This window comes from Microcoleus sp. B4-C2 (assembly GCF_036705265.1).
GTDB lineage: Bacteria > Cyanobacteriota > Cyanobacteriia > Cyanobacteriales > Microcoleaceae > Microcoleus.
The window spans coordinates 1-15,729 of record NZ_JAUBUB010000012.1 but is presented as its reverse complement, the minus strand read 5'-3'; the positions used below and the strand labels follow the sequence as shown (position 1 = coordinate 15,729).

The window sequence follows — 15,729 nt, the reverse complement described above, 5'->3', positions numbered from 1 at the left end:
AACGGTTTTGCAGTATTTTTTCCCTAACTGCTGCATAAAAAAGCGCCTGAATACAGTGGGCGCTAAAAGCAGTTGATATTTCTACTAAAAATTGTTAACACTCAAATATCAAGGATGAAAGATGAATTAGTGAAATTTATCCTTGATCCTAAATTTTGAGATTAAGCTCCTCTGTTAAGAGCAGCTTCTACTTGCTGAAATTCTGACTCAAGACGCTTTTTCAATTTTTCAGGAACGGGACGGTTTGGATAGGAACTGTAATGTCCTGCCAAAGAGTTTAATGCCGTCCGCATTGTCGTGAAAGAGGCCAGCTTGGTAAGAGCGGGATCGCGGCGGTATTCAGCAAAAAAATCGTTGATACTCGTGCGAGCCTTGGCTTGAGCTGCTGCTTTTTCCGGCGTGCCCTCTGGCAAAGTGAGCGCTGTTCTCAAGCTGTTCACTAATGCTAATGTGTCTTGACCATAATCTCCACTCAGAGTGGCGGGAACATTGGTACAGCCCGCTACGCCGATGACAACAACTAATACCAGGGCTAACAGACGGGAAATGTAATGCTTCATAAGGGTTAAGAAAAATGGAAGCGAAAGCTGCAATCAAAATTAACCTTTATCCTATCTCGAATGGAGGTAATAATGCCAATTTTTCAAAATCTTTGCATCGATACCATGAAACATAAAATTTGTCAATCTAAAATCTAAAATCTAAAATCTAAAATCGATTGATTTGTCCAGCAACGACGGAGAGAATTTGGGTTTGTCGCAGCCACTGAGCATCAAAAGCGCCTAAGTGAGTTGTAGTAATCAGAGTTTGAAATCGTTCTTGAATTGTTTCTAAAAGTTGATTTTGGCGGCTCAGATCGAGTTCTGCAAGTACGTCGTCTAGCAACAGTAAAGGCGCTTCGCCGACGACTTCTTCAATAAGCTGCAATTCGGCTAATTTTAATGCTAATACCAGAGTTCGCTGCTGACCTTGGGATGCGTATTGACGAGCTGGGGTATTGTTAATGGTAAATGTAATGTCGTCGCGGTGGGGACCGACTAAAGTGGTTCCTTGAAACTGTTCTGCGATCGCCCTTTTTTGAATTTTCTCTAAAAATGCTTGCCGCACTCCTTCGAGATTGTCTTTAGCGATAAATTCTGAACTTACTTCAATATTAGCATCGTATTTCACATCTAAAATTTCTGCTGAACCGCTAATTGAACGGTGCCAATTTCGAGCTAAAGGCATCAAACGCTCCAAAATTCGATCGCGCCTGCGGATAACGCGAGCGCCCGCTGTCGCCAACTGCGCGTCCCACAAAGCTAATTCTGAACTGGGAATGGGGAATTGGGAATTGGGAATTGGTAAGTCTTCTGTATTTTCTGGTTCGGGACTTTCGGGTGCAATAAATCGCATCTTGTCAAAACTGTCGGAAAATTCCGCTTTCCTGATTTCTTTAGAACGTTTCAACAGAGCGTTTCGCTGGCGCAAAATTTGGTTGTACTGCTGCAAAATGTGAGCGTAAATCGGTTCTAACTGGATGACAAGGCGATCGATCCAATTACGCCTTCCTTCGGGCCCGCCCCGCACTAAGTCCAAATCCAAACAAGAAAATTGCACTACATTTAAGACGCTCAAAAAGTCTAAATGGCGGCGCAGCGGTTCACCGTTGAGCTTCAGTGTCCGACGCGCCCCTGAGCGAAGAGTTAAAGCTAAGTCGATCGCTCCGGTTTGACGTTCGAGTGTAGCATCAATTTGCCCGATCGGCTTTGAGTCGAGTATTAAATCGCGATCGCGCCCTACCCGGTGGCTTTTTAATGTAGAAAGCAACTCTACCGCTTCTAACAAGTTAGATTTTCCTTGAGCGTTATTTCCTACTAAAATGGTTTTGGGAGCGTCAAACGCTACCTTTTGATCGAAGTAGTTCCGAAACTGCCGTAGGTGCAGCGTTTTCAAATACATAATATTAGTAATTGGTAATTGGTAATTGGTAATTGGTAATTGGTAATTGGTAATTGGTAATTCGTAATTCGTAATTGGTAATTCGTAATTGGTAATTCGTAATTCGTAATTCGTAATACACTCATCGTAGGGCGCACCTTACGGGTTGGTAGCCACGAACGAGCATTTACGATTGCGATTTTCGCCGACCGTTGCGCTCGCAATGACATTATAACGAACTAATAAATGCTTAATCGTGACACAATCTATTTAGTCGGCGGAGGAATGAGTTTCGCTGTGAGCCAGGGGTTTCAACCCTGGCGGATCTTCTTGAAAATAGTACCCAATCGAGCGCTCTAGCTAATAATCAAACTTAGCTCACTATCCGTCAGCCGTTAACACTATTTCCTAGATTTGTTGTAAAAGCGCACAAACAGTTTTTCCATTTCAATCCAGACAAACATCAGAGCGCTGAAACCGAAGCAAACTAGCAATTCAAAAGGCGACAAATAGTGAGTGCCGAAAAATGCTCTCAGTGGCGGAACGTAAATCAGCATTAATTGCAAAGCAGTAGTAACAATCACAGCTCCCCAAACAAAAATATTAGTCAAGGGATTTAACTCGATAGTTAGCTGAGTGTTAGACCGAATTGCGATCGCGTGACCCATTTGTGCCAAACAAAGAGTTGTAAACACCATTGTTTTCCAAGCTTCGGGATCTCCAACATGGTTAGGGTTGGTGGTATATCCATAAGCCCACGACATCATCGCGATCGTCAAAATTGCAAAAATAATCCCGATGCGAATTATGTAAGAACCCAAACCCCGCGCAAAAATACTTTCTCGCGGACTGAAAGGAGGCTTTTTCATCACGTTCGGTTCCCCCGGTTCCACAGCCAAGGCCAAAGCGGGAACGCCGTCTGTTACTAAGTTCATCCACAAAATTTGCAGAGGCGTCAGCGGCACTCCTCCCAAACCGATTAAAGGTGCGGCCGCAATTGTCAAAACTTCGCCGATGTTGCTGCCCAAAATGTATTTAATAAAGCGGCGAATATTGCTATAAACCACTCGCCCTTCTTCAGCGGCGGCGACAATAGTGGCGAAGTTGTCGTCGAGGAGCACCATATCGCTAGCTTCTTTGCTGACATCGGTGCCGGTAATCCCCATGGCGATGCCGATATCGGCTTGTTTCAAGGCGGGGGCGTCGTTAACGCCGTCGCCGGTCATGGCGACAAATTTGCCCCAACTTTGCAAAGCTTGGACAATCCGCAATTTGTGTTCGGGGGAAACGCGGGCGTAAACGCTAACCTGTTCGACTTGCTGTTTGAGTTCTTCTTGGCTGAGCTTTTCTAATTCTTGACCGGTGAGAACTCGATCGCCCTCTGTTGCAATACCTAAATCGTAGGCGATGGCTTTTGCCGTCAACTGGTGGTCTCCTGTAATCATCACCACCCGAATGCCTGCATCGCGGCACTTCACCACTGCTTCCCGCACTTCCGGGCGGGGCGCGTCCAGCATACTGACGAGTCCCAGCCAAATCATGTCTTGTTCGCTGGTTTCCTCAGAACCTTCGGGCGGCAGGTTTTCCCAGAGTTTGTACGCAAACCCGAGGACTCGCAAACCGCCGCTTGCCATGTTGTTGTTTTCGACGAGGATGCGATCGCGCATTTCCTGGGTTAAAGGTTGTACTCGATCGCCGACTATAATGCCTTTGCAGCGCTCTAAGGTCAACTCTGGAGAACCTTTGGTCAGCATCAAATAATTCGCCTGCTGTCCTTCTGCTGCAGGAAATCCCGAATGTCCTGATCGGCCGGGCACTTCGCAAATCACGCTCATCCGTTTGCGTTCGGAAGAAAAAGGAAATTCCGCCGTCCGCGGCAGCAATTGAGACTGTTTTTCCTTATAAATGCCTGCTTTTCCCGCTACACAAAGCAGAGCTCCTTCTGTGGGGTCGCCTAAAATCTGCCATTCTTGTTTTTCTTGTTGCAATACTGCGTCGTTGCACACTGCACAGGCAATTAATAAAGATTCGAGTTCTGGATATTCCTCTAAATTATTAATTTTGGCCGCTGTCAGGCGATCGGTAAAATCTCCGATCGGGGCATAGCCATCCCCTGCGACGGCGACTGTGCAATCGCCCGTAGACACTAGCTGAACTACCATTTTATTTTGAGTCAGAGTACCTGTTTTGTCAGAACAAATGGTTGTTACCGAACCCAAAGTTTCTACTGCAGGCAGTTTGCGAATCAAGGCGTTTCGCTTCACCATCCGCCTAGTTCCGAGTGCCAGAGTAACTGTCACGACTGCTGCGAGTCCTTCGGGAACCACAGCCACAGCCATGCTCAGAGAAACTTCTAACAACTCTTCAAACCTGCTGGTATCGAACCCGATGCCGCCGTTTTGGAAGGTAATCATGCCGCCGATGACGACTATTGCGACTAAGGCTAGGGCACCGGAGACTAGAACATTTCCCAACTGGCTCATCCGCTGTTGCAGGGGAGTCGGTTCGGTTTCTACTGACTGAAGCATGGTGGCAATTTTGCCCAGTTCAGTTTTCATTCCGGTGTTGGTGACGATCGCCTTTGCTCGTCCCTGAACAACTTCTGTGCCCTGAAAAATCAGGTTGAGTCGATCGCCCAAGGAAGCATCTTCTGGAAGTTCTAGATCGGCTTGCTTGGTTACTGCTAGGGCTTCTCCTGTCAAAGCAGATTCTCTGACTTGCAGATTTGATGTTTCGATCAAGCGTGCGTCTGCTGCTATTTTTACCCCAGCCTCTAACAGCATCACGTCTCCAGGTACGAGTTCCTTGGCTGCTATTTCCGAAGTTTTGCCGTCCCGCAGGACTCTGACTAGGGGGGAAGCGAGGTTTTTGAGGGCTGCGAGGGCTTTTTCAGCACTTTGCTCTTGGAAATAGCCGAGAATGCCGTTGAGTATGACGATCGCAAAAATGGCGATCGCATCTTTGGGAAAAGTATTCGACCTGATGTCCAAAAAACCCGAAATCACGGCCACACCCATCAGCATCAACAACATGATGTTGGTGAACTGATCGACAAAAATCGACCACGGACTGCGGCCTCCTGTTTCTTCGAGTTCGTTGGGGCCGTATTGCTGCAAGCGTTCTGACACCTGTTTGCTGCTCAAGCCAGCGTCTTTGTTGCTGTTTAGCTGCTGGAGAGTTTGGTCAATTGCTACGGTGTGCCAAGAAGAGGGAGAATTTGAAGACATAAATTACGATCGATCGTGGGGCATAAAGGTGGTTGCGGCCGGACAGCTACAGCCGATCCATCTGGCTGATTACAGAGAGAGAGTTTTGAGTTCTGAATAAAAAACTGTTTAACTTGCTACTCGTTTTGGGCGGTTCGATGCCGGGGAAGCAAAAAGCTTTTAACTTCAATGCGTCTGGTGGCTCGATCGCGCCGTTTGTAGACCTACGGCTGTTTTCGTATAGTAAACGAATTCTTGTAAACTCTTAGAAGATAGCGGTAGACATTGGTAGTATGTAATAGGATAGGCTACCGTTTAAAACCAGCGCCGAAGCATCGGACTAAGCGAAAAAGTTTCGTAGTAAGCGTAACGGCTCAGCCCCCAAAAACGTAACGCATTGAATAGCGCTTTCAATATTTTGTTGAAAGCTTTGAGAGATACCTCCCGATCAGGGTTCGCTAAAAGCGATGCCTGATCTGCCATACACAGTAGATCGAGGCGCAATCCTGGATTTACCGGGTTAAATGTATCTGATAGCACCTATCCACCTTACCAAAAATAATGGGTTTAAAGCCCCGTCCTTCGCTTGACGGAAGGCCAAGCAGTGATTCTTGGAATCCCGCGGTACGGCCGGGGAGGATGTCAATATATAGATGAAGAAAGTTTTTTTGCAACCGCTGCAGGACAAACAGTAGATGCTTCCTCTGGGGTCAAATCCAATGACTCCCCAGACCAAGCATCCCCGCGTTATGAAAGACCGGGCCGGGTCTTTCAACTTCCAACGGCTGAGTTTTGTCACTAAATGCTGATATTTCCGGCAAAAGCTGAGGCTGTGGCGATCGGGTTGACAATCTTTGGGATTTTTCCCACACGCAATTCTGCCGCCATCCTGACATGGGGCAGAATTTTTGCTTGTTTCCCTATTCCCCCAGCCTTCTATTACCAAAACTTTAATTTACTTAACACTTCTTAACAATCCCGCTTTTCCACAGAAAGCTAACAAAGGCGATCGGCCCACGGGACGGTTCCTGGCAGTTGCACCCCCACAGCAGGGCGATCGAAGCAAACTCTGCGTTTATTGTTGCCCTCTCGCATCTACCCTCAGAAGGAGATTTGCCCGTACTTTCCCCCCCGATATTTACCTTCTTAGAGAGATAAGTTTCTGTAATAATTTGTAATAAACAAACGCAGGCGAGCATTGTATAAAGATTATCAGAGGGTTGAAACGACAGGCCAAAGTTAACAAAAACCCTGATTGACAAGGTTTGTCGCATCTCATAAAAGGTGTAAAATTTTCTAAGGTTTCTTAAACCTCCGTTGCAATGTAACAATAGTGCAGGTAGCGGAAAGGGAGAGATCGATGGGACCAGCAGATTAGCTGGCATCAAATTTCAACCCTTGCAGGCACTCGTAGCCTGAACAAATTTAACTTAACGGTTTTATACCGCAACCAAACTCAATTAACTCAAATAGGAGAGTTCTTTCATGTTTGACGCATTTACAAAAGTGGTTTCCCAATCTGACGCTCGGGGCGAATTTCTAGCTCAGGGTCAACTAGATGCTCTCAGCAGCATGGTTTCCGACGCCAACAAGCGGATTGATGCAGTAAACCGCATCACCGGCAACGCATCCAGCATCGTAGCCAATGCAGCTCGCACCCTGTTCGCTGAACAGCCTCAACTGATCGCTCCTGGTGGCAATGCGTACACCAACCGCCGCATGGCAGCTTGCTTGCGCGATATGGAAATCATTTTGCGCTACGTCACCTATGCAACATTTGCAGGCGACGCCAGCGTTTTGGACGACCGCTGCTTGAACGGTCTGCGTGAAACATACCAAGCTCTGGGAGTTCCCGGTGGCTCAGTTGCAGCCGGCGTGCAAAAAATGAAGGAAGCAGCGATCGCGATCGCTAACGACCCCAACGGCGTTACCCGTGGTGATTGCAGCTCGCTGATGTCTGAAATCGGCAGCTACTTCGACCGCGCAGCCAATGCAGTCGGCTAAAAATAGCCAAGCGAACCTTTCTTGTAAAGAAGCGAGCATCGCATTTTTGCAAACAATCATTTTTGTACAAAAACAACACAACATTAGGGAGAAACCAGAACAATGAAAACCCCTTTGACTGAAGCAGTAACCGCAGCCGATTCTCAAGGCCGTTTCCTCAGCAGCACTGAACTGCAAGTCGCCTTCGGCCGTTTCCGCCAAGCAGCAGCAGGTTTGGAAGCAGCCAAAGCTTTGACCGCCAACTCTCAGCGCTTGATCGACGGTGCAGCTCAAGCTGTGTACAACAAATTCCCGTACACACAACAAATGCAAGGCCCTAACTACGCTTCTACCCCAACCGGTAAAGCCAAGTGCTCTCGCGACATCGGCTACTACCTGCGGATGGTAACCTACTGCTTAGTTGCAGGCGGCACCGGTCCAATGGACGAGTACCTGATTGCAGGTGTTGACGAAATCAACCGGACATTTGAATTGTCTCCTAGCTGGTACGTTGAAGCTCTCAAGTACATCAAAGGCAACCACGGTCTGAGTGGCGACGCTGCAACTGAAGCGAATTCCTACATCGACTACGCAATCAACGCTCTTAGCTAGATTTGCGTGATGCCCGGAATTGTAAGCTGCTGTTAGCTTAAGTGTTAGCGGTTGTTTAGAATTCCGGGCATCTGCGATCTAAGCCTAGTTTTGCAAATACTTTTTTAAGCAGTTTTCAGTTTTTAAAGCAAAAAAGGGAGAAGCGAAGATGGCGGGATTAGGTGCAGCAGAACGGTTGGGAATAAAAGCATTTGAAGAAGCGGGACGAGTAGAACTGCGCCCCCACTGGACGCAAGACGATGCAAAAGCAGTTATTCGCGCTGCTTACAGCCAAGTTTTCGGCAACGAGTATTTAATGTCGAGCGAACGACTTACCAGTGCTGAATCTCTGCTGATGCAAGGGCAGATTTCAGTGAAAGATTTTGTGCGGTCAATTGCACATTCCGAAACTTATCGGAAAAAGTTTTTTTATCCGAACTCGCAAACGCGCTTAATCGAGCTTAATTACAAGCATTTGTTGGGTCGCGCTCCTTACGACGAGTCGGAAATTGCTTTCCACGTTGATTTGTACAATGCAGAAGGCTACGAAGCTGAAATCAATTCTTACATTGACTCAGTTGAGTATGAAGAAAATTTTGGCGACAGTATAGTGCCTTACTATCGCGGTTTCGCGACTCAAAGAGGTCAAAAAACCGTCGGTTTTAACCGGATGTTTCAATTGTACCGGGGTTTTGCTTCTAGCGATCGCTCGCAAAACCAAACCCAAGCCCGCCTGACTTGGGAAGTAGCGAGAAATATGGCTTCGCCGATACACACAGCCTCCACCGGAAAAGCCCTTGGCGGCACCTCCGGCGGTTCTCGCGACCAACTCTACCGAGTCACCGCAATGCAAGGTGCGGCTAAGTTTTCGCCTCAAGTGCGGCGGACTACTACCGAATATCTCGTGCCTTACGAGCAACTTTCGAGCCGCTTGCAGCAAATCAACAAACGTGGCGGCAAAGTGGTAAGTATTACCACAGCTTAAAGTTTGTGTATTGACGTTTTTTTGAAACGTCTTTAGCAAATTAGGACTAAGGCTAAAAAATTCTTCAATTTTATGTGGATATGTAAGGTGTGCAGTGTACACCCTACTTTGAGGCATATTATCCTTAGTCCTAAAAATTTCAAGTGCAACCAAGCATTAAACTTTTGTCATTAATAATTTAGGAGAAAATCTGGTGGCGATTACAACAGCAGCGTCCAGACTAGGAACATCCGCATTGAGCGATGCGCCGAAGGTAGAACTGCGCCCGAACTATAGCAAAGACGACGTTGAAACTGTGATTCGTGCGGTTTACCGTCAGGTGCTGGGCAACGACTATTTAATGAAATCCGAGCGACTTACAAGTTCCGAGTCTTTGCTGCGGGACGGAAGTTTGACGGTACGAGAATTTGTACGCGCTGTAGCTAAGTCAGAACTGTACAAAACCAAGTTTTTCTACAACAGCTTCCAAACTCGGACGATCGAACTAAACTACAAACACTTGCTCGGTCGCGCTCCCTACGACGAATCTGAAGTGGTTGAGCACTTAGATTTGTACCAAACACAAGGCTACGACGCTGATATTGATTCTTACATCGATTCAGTAGAGTATCAAGAAAACTTTGGCGAAAGTATCGTCCCTTACTACCGCGGCTTTAACACCCAGCGTGGTCAAAAAACCGTTGGTTTTACCCGGATGTTCCGCCTGTATCGCGGCTATGCAAACAGCGATACATCTCAACTAGAAGGCAATAACTCTCGCTTAGCTGTCGAACTCGGCACTAACAGCGCTACGGCTGTAGTTGGGCCTTCTGGCGGTAACGAAGGTTGGGCATATCGGCCTTCTGCCAGAAACGTAACTCCCAGCAGCACTTTCGGCGGCGCGGCAGCTTACGGCAAAGAAGGGCGGCTGGTGCGCGTGGAAGTTTCGGGCATTCGCACGGGCGGCTATCCCAGCGTGCGCCGCAGCAGCAAGGCTTTCATCGTACCTGTTGAGGAGTTGTCCTCGCAAATGCAGAAATTTCAACGCATGGGCGCGAAAATCGCCAGCATTACTCCAATTTAGTTGTTAGTCATCAGTCATTAGTCATTAGATAATTAGTTTCTGCGTAAGGTGCGATGTGCACGGAAACCTACATAATTAGGTTCTGCGTAAATTCTGAACTAGAGACTAAGGACTAAGGACTAAGGACTAAGGACTAAGGACTACTGACCAATTACCAATTACCAAGAAGCTTATGTTGGGTCAAATTGTAGGTGGAAAAAGTGGCAATACAGCTTCGGCTGGTCGCTGCTTTCGGTATGAAGTTGTCGGCTTGCGCCAAAGCGATGAAACAGATAATGTGGATTATTCGATTCGATCGAGCGCGAGTACATTTATCACTGTGCCTTACAATCGGATGAATCAAGAAATGCAGCGGATTACTCGCATGGGCGGGAAAATTGTCAGCATTCATCCTTTAAACGCGGGTGCAGAATCATCCCATGACTCATCCCATGAATCATCCCACGATCACCAATAGTTTGGTTGCAGGGGCGATGAAAATCGCTCCGACACAAGCTAGAAGGGGCGATGAAAATCGCTCCTAGACAAACTTTCGTCCACTCCAAGCGGACTAAGAGTTAATGTAACCCGCCCCGGCGGGTTTTGTCTGTTTAGTAGCGATTTTAATCGCCAAGTTTCCTTGCAGGTTTTGTCTGGGTAGCAGCGATTTCAATAGCCGAATAACTAACAACTATAGCAATCCTCGCATCATTTGTGAATTTCTTACTCCCTCCCCTTGATAAGGGGAGGGTTGGGGTGGGGTAAAAAGTTTACGACTCCTGCAAGGATTGCTATAATAACTAATAACTAATGACTATGAATTATTACGAATCCGACTCACCGCCGGCGGGTGTAGCTGAGGGCGAGTCTTTAACTGTTGAACAGGCGATCGCAAATTTGCACTCCCAAGATTACAGTCTCCGGTATTATGCTGCTTGGTGGGTGGGCAGATTTCGAGTCAAGGAACCGGCAGCTATTACAGCTTTAATTGCCGCATTGGAAGAAGAGTCAGAACAAACAAAAATTGGCGACTATTCTCTATTACGAAATGCGGCGCGGGCTCTGGGTAAATTGGGCGACAAACAAGCCTTACCGGCCCTGATTCGTTGTTTGGAATGCGCTGATTATTACGTGCGGGAAGCGGCGGCTCAAGCTCTAGAAATGCTGGGCGATCGCGATTCTATTGTGCCGCTAATGAAGCTATTGGATGGGGGCGTAGCTGTGGCTGTGCGAGTGCCGGGAAAATCGCACCTCGTGCAACCTTACGACTCGGTAATTGAAGCTTTGGGAACACTACAAGCGACAGAAGCAATACCGCTAATTTCACCTTTTTTGGAACATTCTGTGGAGCGGGTGCAGTACGCTGCGGCGCGGGCGATGTATCAGTTAACTGGTGAGCGGGTTTACGGAGAGCGGTTGGTAAGTGCTTTGAATGGGGCTAATTTGCAGTTGAGGCGATCGGCTTTGATGGACTTGGGGGCGATCGGCTATTTGCCGGGAGCGCAAGCTATTTCTGAAACTTTAGCAGAAAATAGCCTGAAATTGATTGCGCTCAAAGGAGTTTTGGAGCATCACCTCAATCAACAAGAATCACTATCTTTATCAGATGAAGCTATCCGCGTTATGGATTTAATGGATAGTTTACTTTGAAAAATTAGTTCACAACTAAAATAGGATTGCTGTAGAGATTCTCAATTGTCTGCCGTATATTCAGGAGACAGCACATTTCAGGAGACAGCACATTTCAGGACACAGCAGTGCTGTTTCCCTACCTATTTTGATGGGAATGTTGGTGGGTGAGGCTGCAAAAAGTTCGATCGCGCGATCGACCCAACCTACAATTACAATAGTCACGGTAAAGCTTACAAATAAATGGCATTAGAACTAATTCAGGCTGTCGAACAAGCAGATTCTTCCGAAGGCTTGTTAAACGCAGTCAAAGCACTGGCGGCGACTCCCTCAACACAAGCAATTCCTACCTTAATTACAGTGCTCGGTTACAACAACCCAGGCGCCGCTGTTGCCGCCGTTGATGGGCTGATTCAGCTCGGAGAAGCTGCGGTGCTGCCGCTTCTAGAACAGCTTGACGGCTACAATTACGGGGCGAGAGCTTGGGCTGTTCGGGCTTTGGCGGGAATTGGCGACCCCAGGGGTTTGGAGATTTTGCTCGATGCAGCGGCGAATGACTTTGCTTTGAGCGTGCGGCGGGCGGCGGTTAGGGGTTTGGGGACGATTTGCTGGGAATTGATGCCGGCAGAACAAATTGCAGATGCTCAACTTCGCGCTGTGAAAACGCTACTGCAAGCGTCCCGAGATCCAGAATGGGTGGTTCGCTACGCAGCAGCGGGGGGTTTGCAAGCTTTGGCGGGTGCTGCGACTGTTAAACCGGATTGGTTAGCGGAAGTTTCGGCCCGGCTTGAGGAAATCACCCAAAGCGATGAAACTACTTCAGTTAGGGCTCGGGCTTTGCTTGCTAAGGAAAAATTGTCACTTGGGTAGGGTTTGGGCGATCGTCTCTTCCAAGTCCCCTTGAGTGAGAGTCGTTAATATAAAGACTTCTTGTACGGTTTTGCCCTGTCTGGCGATGATTTTAAATCCCCCGCGGATGGGTACTGACACTCTTAATGTCATGCGGGGGATGTGTCCTTTAACTTTGTTGATGACCCCAGGCGTGACTGTTTGAATGCCCATTTTTAGGGTGAGGCGCTCTAAAATTGGTATCAAACCGGGAAGGTGGGTAGAGTGGTTCCAAACTAGGCGGCCTTTGGGTTGTGCGTTCATAAATATTTAACCAAATTCAACATACCCAGTCTAAGCCACCCCTGGGGGGAACCAATTTGAATTTGCCTCAACTTATTTATCAATAACGTTACTGTGAGTGTCATTGCCAGCAAACGGAGACAATCTCAAACCGAGATTTTTGAGTGCTGGCGCGCAAGCTAAGATTTGAGGGCGCAGAATTGTCCTGTACTTTTTGATGTTGTGGGTTGCTAACTGCCGGTTTTTCTAGTTGAGTTGCGATCGCCGCAAGCATTTCTGCGAGGCTGCAAGGTTTCTTGAGATAGCCGTCTGCTTTGAGTTCCAGGGCTTTTTCCATTTCGGAGGCTGTCATAAAAATAAACGGAATGCTGGCAGTTGCAGGGTGCGATCGCACGGCTGCGAATACTTCAAAACCGTTTAGTTCCGGCATCATGACATCTGACAAAATTAAATCGGGAATTTCGGCTGCTAACTCGATACCGACTTTTCCATTTTCAGCACCCACAGCTTCAAAACCGCGCGATTGCAGAAGTTCTAATACCGTTTCTCGGATTAAGTTATTGTCTTCAATTACTAATATTTTGGTCATTTTTGTTACTTTTATGTTGGTTTTATTTTTACTTGTATGTTAAATTTATATCACCCGTATTTTCATAAATTCAAGTGGGCTATTGCAGCTACCCAGTTTTCGCAGCCCCGAAGCGATCGCACTAGCTCAAAATCTTTCATAAATCAATAAAACAGTTCGGGAAAAATATCATGAAATTTATCAGCCCTAAAACAGACTTTGCCTTCAAAAAAATCTTTGGTTCCACCGACAGCCAAGACATCCTCATCAGCTTCTTAAATGCTCTAATTTACGCCGGTGAGCCAGTCATCCAAGACTTGCAAATTATTGACCCTTACTCGGCTGCTACCGTTAGCGGACTCAAAGATAGTTATTTGGATGTCAAAGCTCGAATTACGGGCAACAAGACGGTAATTATTGAAATGCAAGTTCTGAATGTAGCCGCTTTTGAAAAACGAGTCATCTACAACTTAGCCAAAACCTATGCCAACCAACTCAAAATTAGAGAAGGTTATCCTAGATTACAACCAGTAATAGCTTTGACAATTACTGATTTTGAAATGTTTAAAGAACAACCTGATGTTATTTCTCATTTTGTGTTCAAGGAAAAAGAGAAACTATTTGATTATCCCCATCTCCAAGTTGAAATGTTTTTTGTGGAATTGCCGAAGTTCAAAAAAGAGTTAGATGAACTCACAAGTTTGACTGATAAATGGATTTATTTTCTGAAAAATACTCCCGATCTAGAAACAATACCAGCCACAATGGAAACAGTTCCAGAACTAGAAAAAGCTTTTCAAATTGCCAATGAGGCTAACTTAACATTGAAAGAGTTCGAGGATATGGAAGCCCAAGAAATGGCGATCGAAGAACAGCGGGGAATAATTACTAGGGGCGTAGAAGAAGGTCTGGAGCGAGCTTTGGAGCGAGCTTTGGAGCCAGCTTTGGAGCGAGCTTTGGAGCCAGCTAGGATTCAAGCGATGCAAGAAGGGATTCAAGCAGGCCGTCAAGAAGGGATTAGAGCAGGTCAAAGAGCATTAATTCTGCGTCTGCTGGAGCGACGTGTAGGAGCCGTAAATCCCGATGTAGTTTCGCGGATTGGGGAATTATCGGTTGAGCAATTAGAGAGTTTGGTGGAGGAGGTAGTCGGATTTTCTAGTTTATCCGATTTAATGGTTTGGTTGGATAGAGCAGAATAAGAGAGAGAGCGATCGCTGTGAGGTTTTTTTAGGTCGATCGACTTATAAACAGCCATATTCACAAATTTCGGGCGATCGGGTAAAATATAACTTAGTGTATCGCTATTAAGTGAGGAAAAGGATATGTCAGAATTTCTCGACTTTCTCAGACATCAGTTTGCCTACGTTGCCATTGGCGAATTTAAACCAGGAAAATTTGAAGCTGCAGAACAACTTTTTGAAAAAGCCGTTGCAACTTATGCCACAGGTTTTAAGGGAGCATACCTGCTGCAATTGCCCAATACAGACAAAGGTATTGCCATCATTTTTTGGGAAAGCGTAGAAGATATGGCCGCCAATCAAAGCGAAGCTTATCAGGAAATATTGAAGCAGATGGCGCCTTTGTTTGCGAAAATACCAGACACTGATGTTTATGAAATCGTCAGTGAAATTCAGCCCAAAAGTGAATAATTAAAAATCCTGCAATCGGCGCGTCATTCCCATACCCATCGGCGTCTTTCGCCCGACTCCGCTATAAAGGGCAAAATCTGCTAAAGTGTTAATTTGCTTGATAGTAGCAGGAGCTATATCTCCCATAATTCGGTAACTAATATCGCCGACGCAGCCAATAAATTTACTGCGAGAATCTGTACTAACTTCTGTTCTGATATCGAAGAAACTGGGAAAAATAGCTTCTGTGAAAGTAGGTTCGATCGCCATCCGGCTGTACTTGTTCCAGCGATTAGCTAAACTGCCAAAAATACTCTCACGAGTGGGCATAGCACTATCGTAGACACCTTGCCGAAAATTAGTAGGAGTGCAAAAACTAAAAGCTATTTGGCGCTCAGTTTCCGAAGCTCTCTCGAACAATTCGGCGTAAGTACAAAAGTTGACCCAAGGCTGGTTGGATTGCGGTTCCCTCAAAATATTAGTAATGTATATATTTGTCGGGCCCAGATGCCAGGGGCGATCGAAATTGAGTTGCTGCCAAAGTTGAGTTAGGCGATCGAACAAACCGTCATCCAGCAGAGAAATTCGCCACCAAATCGGCGTATTTTCCTGAATAGCTTGCTTGTGTTCCCACTGTACAGCCGGAGATATTGTGCGGGAAGCCGGAGGCAAAACTCTCTTTTGTGGCTGGGGCGTGCTGCTTTTGTAAGCCTCTTTTCTGCTTACTTGAAAAGGGCTTAAAGTGAAAGCTTTTTCATGAGATTGGTCGTGCAAGTACGCGCTCAAATCGCTGTCTACAGCACTCACAAGGTTCAAAAACAAAGCGTGGAGATGCCGCCCCGTTAAAAACTGGGATGGAATTGGTGCAACTGGCAGCAGGTTTAAAACAAGGCTGTGCGGCATTTTTAAATTCTATACTGTGTCTCTATATATTTTCAGCTCGTATTAATATTACAGCTAAGTTGGCACTTAGGAATGAGAATTAAATAACTTCCACAAGTTTGTGGGATGGGCGTCCCGCCCGTCCTTTTTGGACGGGCGGGACG

General features: G+C 46.5%; 17 protein-coding genes. 9 read left to right on the top strand and 8 right to left on the bottom strand.

The genetic code is table 11. From position 1 onward, the window contains the following. Positions 1–161: 161 nt before the first annotated feature. The 4 genes from psb27 to QUB20_RS06580 form a co-directional block, all read right to left on the bottom strand. Positions 162–560 carry a photosystem II protein Psb27 gene (gene psb27, locus QUB20_RS06595; RefSeq protein WP_333055314.1) on the bottom strand — a complete coding sequence of 133 codons (399 nt, stop codon included), beginning with the start codon at positions 558–560 and terminating at the stop codon, positions 162–164. Between the two features lie 148 nt (positions 561–708). Continuing rightward, positions 709–1,941: an AAA family ATPase gene (locus tag QUB20_RS06590; protein ID WP_333209625.1), complete on the bottom strand. Its 1,233-nt coding sequence runs from the start codon at positions 1,939–1,941 to the stop codon at positions 709–711. A 380-nt stretch (positions 1,942–2,321) separates the two neighbouring features. Next, a complete protein-coding gene (locus tag QUB20_RS06585; RefSeq protein ID WP_333244969.1) occupies positions 2,322–5,147 on the bottom strand; it encodes a cation-translocating P-type ATPase in 2,826 nt (941 codons plus the stop codon). A gap of 938 nt (positions 5,148–6,085) precedes the next feature. Beyond that, positions 6,086–6,325, bottom strand: coding sequence for a hypothetical protein (locus QUB20_RS06580; RefSeq protein WP_333291250.1), 240 nt, complete (start codon positions 6,323–6,325; stop codon positions 6,086–6,088). A 286-nt stretch (positions 6,326–6,611) separates the two neighbouring features. On the opposite strand from QUB20_RS06580, the gene QUB20_RS06575 reads away from it, so the two are divergent. The 6 genes from QUB20_RS06575 (at position 6,612) to QUB20_RS06550 (ending at position 11,377) form a co-directional block, all read left to right on the top strand. Then, a complete protein-coding gene (locus QUB20_RS06575; protein ID WP_333037001.1) occupies positions 6,612–7,130 on the top strand; it encodes a phycocyanin subunit beta in 519 nt (172 codons plus the stop codon). Between the two features lie 102 nt (positions 7,131–7,232). Then, positions 7,233–7,721, top strand: coding sequence for a phycocyanin subunit alpha (gene cpcA, locus QUB20_RS06570; RefSeq protein WP_006631256.1), 489 nt, complete (start codon positions 7,233–7,235; stop codon positions 7,719–7,721). A gap of 148 nt (positions 7,722–7,869) precedes the next feature. Further along, positions 7,870–8,685 carry a phycobilisome linker polypeptide gene (locus QUB20_RS06565; protein ID WP_333244975.1) on the top strand — a complete coding sequence of 272 codons (816 nt, stop codon included), beginning with the start codon at positions 7,870–7,872 and terminating at the stop codon, positions 8,683–8,685. A 193-nt stretch (positions 8,686–8,878) separates the two neighbouring features. Beyond that, positions 8,879–9,748, top strand: coding sequence for a phycobilisome linker polypeptide (locus QUB20_RS06560; RefSeq protein WP_333157465.1), 870 nt, complete (start codon positions 8,879–8,881; stop codon positions 9,746–9,748). Positions 9,749–9,920: 172 nt separating this feature from the next. After that, positions 9,921–10,205, top strand: a complete 285-nt coding sequence (locus tag QUB20_RS06555; protein WP_333244978.1) for a phycobilisome linker polypeptide — start codon at positions 9,921–9,923, stop codon at positions 10,203–10,205. Positions 10,206–10,537: 332 nt separating this feature from the next. Further along, positions 10,538–11,377, top strand: a complete 840-nt coding sequence (locus QUB20_RS06550; RefSeq protein WP_333244981.1) for a HEAT repeat domain-containing protein — start codon at positions 10,538–10,540, stop codon at positions 11,375–11,377. Between the two features lie 60 nt (positions 11,378–11,437). Here QUB20_RS06550 and QUB20_RS06545 read toward each other — a convergent pair whose 3' ends face one another. Further along, on the bottom strand, positions 11,438–11,581 hold the full coding sequence (locus QUB20_RS06545) for a hypothetical protein (protein WP_333244984.1): 144 nt from the start codon (positions 11,579–11,581) through the stop codon (positions 11,438–11,440). Between the two features lie 18 nt (positions 11,582–11,599). Between QUB20_RS06545 and QUB20_RS06540 the strand changes: the two genes are divergently transcribed. After that, positions 11,600–12,226 (top strand): HEAT repeat domain-containing protein, encoded by a 627-nt coding sequence (locus tag QUB20_RS06540; RefSeq protein WP_333244987.1) that lies wholly within the window; start codon positions 11,600–11,602, stop codon positions 12,224–12,226. Here the strand turns inward: QUB20_RS06540 and QUB20_RS06535 are convergent. Both QUB20_RS06535 and QUB20_RS06530 read right to left on the bottom strand, forming a co-directional pair. Continuing rightward, positions 12,215–12,508: a DUF2103 domain-containing protein gene (locus QUB20_RS06535; RefSeq protein WP_333055302.1), complete on the bottom strand. Its 294-nt coding sequence runs from the start codon at positions 12,506–12,508 to the stop codon at positions 12,215–12,217. The two genes, QUB20_RS06540 and QUB20_RS06535, sit on opposite strands and share 12 nt — an antisense overlap. A gap of 100 nt (positions 12,509–12,608) precedes the next feature. Then, complete coding sequence (locus QUB20_RS06530; RefSeq protein WP_333244991.1) at positions 12,609–13,076, bottom strand: response regulator; 468 nt, start codon at positions 13,074–13,076, stop codon at positions 12,609–12,611. Between the two features lie 170 nt (positions 13,077–13,246). Here QUB20_RS06530 and QUB20_RS06525 point away from each other — a divergent pair, with 170 nt between their 5' ends. Both QUB20_RS06525 and QUB20_RS06520 read left to right on the top strand, forming a co-directional pair. Beyond that, positions 13,247–14,254, top strand: a complete 1,008-nt coding sequence (locus QUB20_RS06525) for an Rpn family recombination-promoting nuclease/putative transposase (RefSeq protein WP_333244995.1) — start codon at positions 13,247–13,249, stop codon at positions 14,252–14,254. Between the two features lie 123 nt (positions 14,255–14,377). Continuing rightward, positions 14,378–14,704, top strand: coding sequence for an antibiotic biosynthesis monooxygenase (locus QUB20_RS06520; protein ID WP_333055299.1), 327 nt, complete (start codon positions 14,378–14,380; stop codon positions 14,702–14,704). Here the strand turns inward: QUB20_RS06520 and cas6 are convergent, their stop codons facing one another. After that, positions 14,705–15,586: a CRISPR-associated endoribonuclease Cas6 gene (gene cas6 / locus QUB20_RS06515; RefSeq protein ID WP_333244998.1), complete on the bottom strand. Its 882-nt coding sequence runs from the start codon at positions 15,584–15,586 to the stop codon at positions 14,705–14,707. Between the last annotated feature and the right edge of the window lie 143 nt (positions 15,587–15,729).

Excerpts from the sequence above, each read along its gene's own strand:
- QUB20_RS06565 (WP_333244975.1), top strand. The coding sequence starts at position 7,870 with ATGGCGGGATTAGGTGCAGCAGAACGGTTGGGAATAAAAGCATTTGAA.
- QUB20_RS06585 (WP_333244969.1), bottom strand. The coding sequence starts at position 5,147 with ATGTCTTCAAATTCTCCCTCTTCTTGGCACACCGTAGCAATTGACCAA.
- cpcA (WP_006631256.1), top strand. The coding sequence starts at position 7,233 with ATGAAAACCCCTTTGACTGAAGCAGTAACCGCAGCCGATTCTCAAGGC.
- cas6 (WP_333244998.1), bottom strand. The coding sequence starts at position 15,586 with ATGCCGCACAGCCTTGTTTTAAACCTGCTGCCAGTTGCACCAATTCCA.
- QUB20_RS06540 (WP_333244987.1), top strand. The coding sequence starts at position 11,600 with ATGGCATTAGAACTAATTCAGGCTGTCGAACAAGCAGATTCTTCCGAA.
- psb27 (WP_333055314.1), bottom strand. The coding sequence starts at position 560 with ATGAAGCATTACATTTCCCGTCTGTTAGCCCTGGTATTAGTTGTTGTC.
- QUB20_RS06530 (WP_333244991.1), bottom strand. The coding sequence starts at position 13,076 with ATGACCAAAATATTAGTAATTGAAGACAATAACTTAATCCGAGAAACG.
- QUB20_RS06580 (WP_333291250.1), bottom strand. The coding sequence starts at position 6,325 with ATGCTCGCCTGCGTTTGTTTATTACAAATTATTACAGAAACTTATCTC.
- QUB20_RS06550 (WP_333244981.1), top strand. The coding sequence starts at position 10,538 with ATGACTATGAATTATTACGAATCCGACTCACCGCCGGCGGGTGTAGCT.
- QUB20_RS06555 (WP_333244978.1), top strand. The coding sequence starts at position 9,921 with ATGTTGGGTCAAATTGTAGGTGGAAAAAGTGGCAATACAGCTTCGGCT.
- QUB20_RS06525 (WP_333244995.1), top strand. The coding sequence starts at position 13,247 with ATGAAATTTATCAGCCCTAAAACAGACTTTGCCTTCAAAAAAATCTTT.
- QUB20_RS06590 (WP_333209625.1), bottom strand. The coding sequence starts at position 1,941 with ATGTATTTGAAAACGCTGCACCTACGGCAGTTTCGGAACTACTTCGAT.
- QUB20_RS06520 (WP_333055299.1), top strand. The coding sequence starts at position 14,378 with ATGTCAGAATTTCTCGACTTTCTCAGACATCAGTTTGCCTACGTTGCC.
- QUB20_RS06575 (WP_333037001.1), top strand. The coding sequence starts at position 6,612 with ATGTTTGACGCATTTACAAAAGTGGTTTCCCAATCTGACGCTCGGGGC.
- QUB20_RS06535 (WP_333055302.1), bottom strand. The coding sequence starts at position 12,508 with ATGAACGCACAACCCAAAGGCCGCCTAGTTTGGAACCACTCTACCCAC.